Origin of the sequence: Nostoc cf. edaphicum LEGE 07299 (assembly GCF_015207245.1) — a bacterium.
GTDB lineage: Bacteria > Cyanobacteriota > Cyanobacteriia > Cyanobacteriales > Nostocaceae > Nostoc > Nostoc edaphicum_B.
Window position 1 is genome coordinate 1 of record NZ_JADEXF010000309.1, and the last position, 5,431, is coordinate 5,431.

Sequence of the window (5,431 nt, forward strand, 5' to 3'; positions counted from 1 at the left end):
TCAAAAAAGTTGTCTTTTATGCCAATGGGATGAATACCTAAAAGGTTTTCCCAGATTTTAGTTAACTGAAGTTGTAATGGATCTTCTGCTGTGGCAAATATTTTTTCTATTTTAGAATTAGTTGGATTCAGCGCAGATAAGGCTTGGCGATCGACTTCGCCATTAGCATTTAATGGCAAAGAATCGACTATGAAAAAGGCAGAAGGCAACAAATGTTCAGGTAACTTTTGCTGAAGAAAACTTAGCAGTTGGTCACTTCCAAAAGTCTCCCCTTGTTTGGGGACAACATAAGCAACTAAACTTTTATCCCCAAGAACATCTTTTTTGACAATTACCACAGTTTTTTGCACGCCTGGATATTGACCTAAAATTGTTTCAATTTCAGCCAACTCAATGCGAAAGCCGCGAATTTTTACCTGATTGTCTAAGCGGCCTAAAAATTCAATATTGCCGTCACTTAAGTAGCGTCCTAAGTCACCAGTTCTGTAAAGGTATGCTCCAGATTCGCTGCTAAAGGGATTGGGGATAAACTTCTCAGATGTTAATTCGGGACGCTTAAAGTAGCCTTGGGTAACACCGATACCGCTGATGTAAATTTCACTAGTTACACCAATAGGGAGGAGTTGCGATCGCCGATCGAGGATGTAGATTTGAGTATTAGCGATCGCTTTTCCTATAGGAATTTCTGATCGAGTGTTACTGGCTTCAGTTACAGTCTCTGGCTCGTAAACCGTGGCAGTTAAAGTTGTTTCTAGCGATCCATAAGCATTCAGCCAGCGTACTTGCTTGCCAACTTTTTCTACCCAAGTTAGATAAGCTTGCCGTGAAACTTTTTCGCCACCAACCATGACTAAGCGCAAACTGGCTGGTAAGCTCTGGGGAGACACAGATAGCTCCTTGATTAACTCATACCAAAAAGACGTGGCTAGATTAACAACAGTAATTTGTTGTTGAGCAATAAATGGGAAAAACTGCTTCGTCGAGTTTTGTAGCTCTTGAGACTGGAGAACTGTGGTAGCACCAGTAATCCAACTGGGGAAAAGTGATTCAATGAACGCGTCGCAGCTGATACTAAGTATGAGTAGTAGGCGATCGCTCTGGGTCAACTCCCAAGTTTCGCTAATTGCCAAGCTGTGGCTGACAAGATTATGGTGGGTAATAGCTATACCGTTGGGTTTTCCATTGGAGCCGGACACATACATTACACAGGCGAGAGTCCGATCTGTGCCATAACTTTCTGGATTTTCAGTCATGTGTACGGCAATAACTTCCCAATCACTATCCAAACAGATAGCTTGTACTTGATGCTCAGAGAGCTTCTCAACTAATGAGCTTTGGGTTAACACCAAAGATATTTGGGCATCTTCTAAAATGACAGCCAGACCATCTTGCCCAGATGTCGGAGCGATCGGTACGTAAGTTCCACCGACTTTCAAAATACCCAACAGCCCCACAATCATTTCCAGGGAAGGCTCTAGATAAAGACCGATGAGTACCCCCGATTCTACCCCTAAAGTTTGCAAATAGTAGGCTAGTTGATTTGCCCGTTGGTTAAGTTCCTGATAAGTTAATTGCTGATTTTTAAAACTTACTGCAATATTATTTGGAGTTCTTTTAGCTTGAGTTTCAAACCAGTGATGGATACAAGTATCCTGGGGATAATCAGCTTGTTTGTTATTCCACTCAACTAACAATTGATGTTGTTCAGGCGCTGTCAACAGGGGTAATTCAGCAATCGGGCGATCGGGATTAGCAACAATACCTTCGAGTAAAGTTTTGAAGTGTCCCAACATCCGCTCTATCGTACTGGCATCAAACATCTCGGCATTGTAATCAAATACCATACCCAGACCATTATCTTGTTCCCGCAAGACCAATGTCAGATCGTATTTGGTTTTGCCATGATAGATGTAGCCAAATAGAGAAGTGATAGTCAAATCAGGTAGTTGCACTGATGCCATGCCACGACCATTCGACCAAGGAGGATTGAGGGAAAATTTTATCTGGAACAGAGGTGAGCTATTACGACTCCGCTGTTCTGGTCTAAGTTCTTCAATTAGCTTTTCAAAGGGTAGGTCTTGATGAGTATAAGCCTCTAAGCAATCCTTACGCACTCGGTCTAATAATTCTCGGAAAGTTGGGTTGCCTGCAAAGTTACTCCGCAGTACAAGAGTATTAGAAAAAAATCCAATCAGCCCCTCGGTTTCAACTTGTCCTCGACCTGCACTTGCAAAGTTAATTAGTAAGTCTTCTTGTCCAGAATAACGGTAGAGCAATAGCTCGAATGCTGCCAGTAGAGTCATGAACAGGGTGACACCCCATTTTTGACTCGTCTCTGTCAGGGCATGGTTCAGCGCCTTTGATAGCAGCAGGGCCGCGCGATCGCCTCGATAGGTTTGCACTCCTTGAGGACGGGGGCGATCGTAAGGTAACTCAATGATGGGTAAATTGCCTTCTAGCTTTTGCTTCCAGTAGTTTACCTGTGACTCTAAAACCTCTCCTTGGAGCCATTGATATTGCCAATTGGTAAAATCAGCATACTGCACTGGTAAGGGAGTTAAAGGAGAAACCTGACCTGCTGATAATGCTTTATAGATGGTAATCAGGTCTTGATAGAACAGATCGGATGAAGCACCATCACAAACTATGCAGTGCATATTCCAAATTAGCAGATGTTCGCGATCGCTTAATCGCAGCAGTAACACCCGCAAAATTGGCCCATTGCCTAAATCAAAGGGTTGATGAGCTTCTTTAGTTGCCAGTAGATGAGCTTCCGCTTCTCGTTGTTCATCTGGTACTTGCCGCAAGTCAATTATTGGCAGTGTCAAGGAAACATCGGTGGCGATGACTTGAGTGGGTTTTCCATTCACTGCTGGAAAAGTTGTCCGCAGAACTTCATGGCGACGGACGACTTCTTTTAAACTTTCCTCTAAGACAGCAACATTTAGATTCCCCGTAAAACGCACCACAACTGGCATATTATTTGAGGAACTATCAGGTTCAAACTGATGGAGGAACCATATCCGTTGCTGACCAAAGGAAAGGGGCAAGTTGCCATTCCGTTCACAAGCGACAATTGGGGGAATCTGTGAACTGGCGGCTGTGTTAATTTGTCGGAGAAAGTTGATGATTTCGGCTTTTTGAGTTTTTAACTCGGTTAGCAATTCTGGTGTGAGACTATCTTTTGCGGCCCGATAGCGTAAGCGTTCGCCCTCTAGCCAAAGTTTGACATCGCGTTGACGTAGCTCAGATAGTAGTTCATCTAATGTTTTCATAGCTCGCCTTCCTCGTAATCATCAGCTGTTTCACTCTCAGCAGCCTGAACACCTTGGGTTGCCCACCGCAGAGTCTCCACTCGTTCAGCCAAATCTGCTACCGTTGGTAATTCAAATAAATTGGACATCAGAATTTCTGCTTGCAACGCTTGGCGCATTCGAGAAATCACTTGAATTCCTAGTAGAGAATATCCACCCAATTCAAAAAAGTTGTCGTTAATCCCAACCTGTTTGACATTAAGAACCTGCGCCCATATATCTGCAATCTGCTGTTCAATGGGAGTGCGAGGCGCTACATAATTTGCCTCCAGTTCTGGGCGGGAAGCATCAGGCTTTGGCAATGCCTTGCGATCGACTTTGCCATTGGGGGTTAACGGCATAGCTTCTAGTGCCATAAAGATTGTTGGCACCATAAAGTCAGGAAGCTGTTGTTTCAAGAATCGACGCAATTGCGAAATCACTTCCAAGTTATCTTGACCAGTTTCGGCAACAATATAACCGACTAAACTAGTCTCATTAGGAATGTCTTCTCGAACAATTACAACAGCTTCTTTTACTCCTGGATGTTGCAGGAGTGCGGTTTCAATTTCACCCAATTCTATGCGGAAACCACGCAATTTTACCTGATAGTCGATACGACCCAAGTATTCAATATGTCCATCTGGTAAATAGCGAGCTAAATCTCCAGTTTTGTATAAGCGCGATTTCGGGTTTGGGCTGAAGGGGTTAGAAATAAATCTTTCAGCAGTCAGTTCGGGACGATTTAGATATCCCCTTGCTAGTCCTTCGCCACCAATATACAACTCACCTGATATACCAACGGGAACGGGTTGTAAATGGGAGTCTAAAATGTAGATTTGCGTATTAGCTAGAGGGCAACCAATGCCTATTGGTTTATTTGCCGTTGTCACCTTGTAGCCTGTTGACCAAATCGTTGTTTCTGTAGGCCCGTAGAGGTTCCACAGACAAGCTCCCTTCGGTAATAATTGATTTGCGAGGTCTCTAGGTAAGGCTTCACCTGTGGAAATCATCTTCAGTTGAGGACTACCTTGCCATCCGGCTGCCAGTAATAGCCGCCAAGTAACTGGTGTCGGTTGCATAAAGGTTGCCCCGGAGGTGGTTAGCGCTTTTAACAGTTGTGTGCTTTCAGCCGCAACTTCACGGCTCACCAACACCAACTTTGCACCTACAGACAGGGGTAGAAAAATTTCTGAAACGGCAATATCAAAGGATAGGCTAGTAACAGAGAGGAGAGTATCCTCAGCAGTTAAACCGGGTTCTTTAGCGATCGCACTTAAAAGATTAACAGCACTCTGATGTTGAATTTGAACGCCTTTCGGTTGATCTGTCGAGCCAGATGTATAGATGACGTAGGCTAAGTTATTGGAAGTGACGTTATGTGTTGGGTCATCTAACCCATAATCTATGGATTGCCAGTTGCTATCAAGGCAAACAATCTCTGCTTGATGGTTGGGTAGCCCCGACTTTAGCTTCTCTTGCGTTAGTAGCACTGACACCTGAGCATCTTGTAGCATGAAAGCTAAACGTTCTTGAGGATAAGCATAATCTAATGGTACGTATGCTCCCCCGGCTTTGAGAATGCCTAAAACTCCTACAACCATTTCCAAGCTGCGCTCAACACACAGGCCAACCAGAACTTCTGACCCGACTCCTAAGCTTTGGAGATAATGGGCTAGTTGATTGGCTCGCTGATTCAGTTCGCGGTAGCTAATTTGTTGATCTTCAAAAACTACAGCGATCGCATCTGGAGTCTTCTCCACTTGAGTTTCAAACAGCTGATGAATGCAGATATTTTGGGGATAAGCTGTTTGAGTATTGTTCCATGTTGCTAATAACTGTTGCTCAACTGCTGGCAAAATTGGCAATTTAGCAATAATTTGATTAGGGTTAGCAACTATGCCCAATAACAAAGTTTCAAACTCTGCCATCCGGCGGCGGATAGTATCAGCGTCAAATAAATTAGTGTTGTACTGGCATTCCAGAATAAGTTCACCATGCGATTCCGTAGCATTGATAAACAGTTCAAAATTCTCGAATGCGCGGGGATTGGAGAAGAATTCTACCTCTAAATCGACAAAGGGAAGTCGAGCGCTGTCTAAGGCTTGATCGACATTAAATATAATTGGTACTAAGGG

1 protein-coding gene and 1 pseudogene are annotated in these 5,431 nt (G+C 43.8%); both read right to left on the bottom strand.

What is annotated here, in order from left to right; translation table 11 throughout:
• The coding region (locus tag IQ229_RS11245) for a non-ribosomal peptide synthetase (protein WP_194043714.1) at positions 1 to 3,275 on the bottom strand (3,275 nt) is incomplete at its 3' end.
• Positions 3,275 to 5,431: pseudogene (locus IQ229_RS11250) on the bottom strand (non-ribosomal peptide synthetase); the annotation flags it as partial. The pseudogene IQ229_RS11250 and the gene IQ229_RS11245, both read right to left, overlap by 1 nt.